General features: G+C 37.6%; 1 protein-coding gene. It reads right to left on the bottom strand.

Translation table 11 applies throughout. From position 1 onward, the window contains the following. Positions 1–168: 168 nt before the first annotated feature. Positions 169–2,665 (bottom strand): TonB-dependent receptor plug domain-containing protein (locus ACY65O_RS16250; protein WP_462221913.1); only part of this gene is annotated, 2,497 nt, incomplete at its 5' end.

Raw genomic sequence — 2,665 nt, 5'->3', positions numbered from 1 at the left:
TTTTGGGCAGCTGTTGTAACTGTAATAAGCAGCAAACAAAAAAATAGCGGTATATACTTTTTCATGTGATGTAATTTAAAAAAAGTTGGCAACATTTAAGTGCCAACTCTTGATTATATTAATCCGCCTTCGACAAGCTCGGCCTGAGAGTATTTATTGTATGTATTATTAAAAATTAATTGCCAGCTTGGTAAATATTCTTCTTCCGTTAAAACCCATTTGCACACTATCCCATGGGCCGCCGCTTTCATTATCGCCAGCCCAACCTTTTGCCAATTGATTTACACCAATATTTGGATGAATATTAAAAATATTATCTGCTCCAATAAATATACTTACACTCTTGCAAAATTTATAAGATGCAAAAATATCTGTTACAAACTTACCTTTATAATCAAAAATTTCTGGCACTAAATCTCCGGTAGCATCAGATGGAACCTGCGGATTAATACCGGCGTAGTTTGGATTTTCTGGTGTAGCATCTCCAAAACCTAAAAGTTTTATGCCTCCGTAATAAGTAAGGTTAGTACCAAAGCCTAATTTACCGCAGGCATAATTTAAACTTAAATTAAATTTTGCGCCTGGGGCAGATGCTTTTAAAAATGCAATTTCTCTATCGCTGTAAAATGTTTTTTGATTTAATACAGTGCCGCTTAATGCAGCAGGCACATGTATTTCATCTAAATTAATTTTTTGAAAATTACCTGCTAACAATCCTTTAAAACTTTTGTTCCCCCATTTTTTTGAATAGTCTAAAACCAAATCTATTCCATAATTAGTGGTGTTGACTGCATTGGTAAAAAACTGTGCGGTAGATACATTCAACCCTTTTAATAAACTGGTAAATGCTGCAGGCAATGTTGCATCATCGGCACTAAATAAACCAGAGAGCACTACCCTGTCTTTTACCTTAACCATATAGCCATCAACTGTAAAAGTTAAATTCGGTGCTGCCTTCCATGCAAAGCCAAGGCTGCCATTAACTGATGTTTCTTCTTTTAAATCAGGAATGCCGGCGGCTTTAGTTACCACATCTCCATTGCGGGCAATACGTGACTGCACCAACTGGCCGCCACTAAATGAAGTAAGTGTATTACTGAAATTTATTTGTTGTAAAGATGGTGCCCTGAATCCTGTACTTGCCGATCCTCTTAAATTAAAATTATCTGAAACTTTATAACGGGTAGCTAATTTAAAAGTTGCTACCGATCCAAAATCCGAATAGCTTTCGCCTCTTACCGCTCCGTCTATTAACCATTTATCAGTAACATTCAATTCGGCATCGGCGTAAGCACTAAAATTGTAACGTGTTGCTTTAATTACATCATCGGGACTAAAACCCGGAAAACCCTGAGAGCCTGATGCCTGCACCTGATTAGGATCGTAATTAGCATAAGATGCCTCTTCACCTTTGTTGATACCGTACTTTTCGTTACGGTATTCAAACCCATAACCAAAATTTAAACCCCGTGCTACATTTTTAAAGTTTTTACTTAAGTCAACATTTAACGTTGCCTGCCTGAACCTGAATCCACCATCATTAAAAAAATTTTTAGTAGTGTTACCAATTAAAGAAGCATTAAATGTTTTATCTCCAAAATATTGAAAATCATTTTTGCCATTAACAAGGCTTGCATCCCAATTCCAATTTTTTGCCGTTACACCTTTAAAACCCAAAGCAATGGAAGCGTCGTTAATATTTGTACCAATATGAGGATTGTAATAAGTTTCACCATCGTTGGTGATACGCATAATTTCGGGTACGTAAATGGGTGTGCCGCCGGCATCAACAGGAAAACGATTTGGCCTTGCGCTCATATTCCTGGTATAGGCAAATGCATCTGATTCTTTGCTGTTAACACCACCGTAAGTATAAAAAGTTGTTTTACTATCCTTAACTGGTAACTCCATATTATACATAACACCAAAGGTTTTAATTGAACCATCGCCAAAAGCCCTGCGTCCACCATTTATGTACGGGATGGCATTTTTATCAGTTTGCCAATTGGTAGTATCCACCTGCCTGTAAGTTTTTCCCTGGCTTCTGTAATCAAAAGAAAAATTTACAAAGCCCCCATTTTTGCCCATGGTTAAACCATTGTTAGCAGACAATGTAAATGTTCCTCCATCTATTTTATTACCGGAATAATATTGATTGCCTGCATTAAATTTTCGGGCATTAAACTTAGTATCATTGTAACCGCTCCAGCCCGTATTAATAATCCAGTGATTTACATTTTTGCTTAAAACAATATTCATTACCCCAGCCATAGCATCACTGCCATATTGTGCAGATGCACCGTCTCTTAATATTTCAATTCTATCTACTGCACTTTGAGGAAACGCATTTAAATCGGTACCCGAAGCGCCTCTTCCTCTTGTACCAAACAAGGCCACGAAGGCTGTAGTGTGACGGCGTTTTCCATTAATTAAAACTAAAGTTTGATCAGGGCCAAGGCCACGTAATGTTCCCAGGTCAACATGATCGGCACCATCGGCGCCACTTTGTTTATTATAATTAAAAGAGGGTGCACTCATATTTAAAACAGAAGTCAGATCCATTTTAGCTGTGGGTAAACCTACCTGGTTTATTTTAATAACATCGATTGGTACAGCCGTTTCTGTTTTTGCCCTTGCAGCGCCACGGGTACCTACTATCACTATA

Origin of the sequence: Ferruginibacter sp., assembly GCF_031430955.1 — a bacterium.
Classification (GTDB): Bacteria; Bacteroidota; Bacteroidia; order Chitinophagales; family Chitinophagaceae; genus Ferruginibacter.
This window is presented reverse-complemented; position numbering and strand designations above follow the sequence as displayed.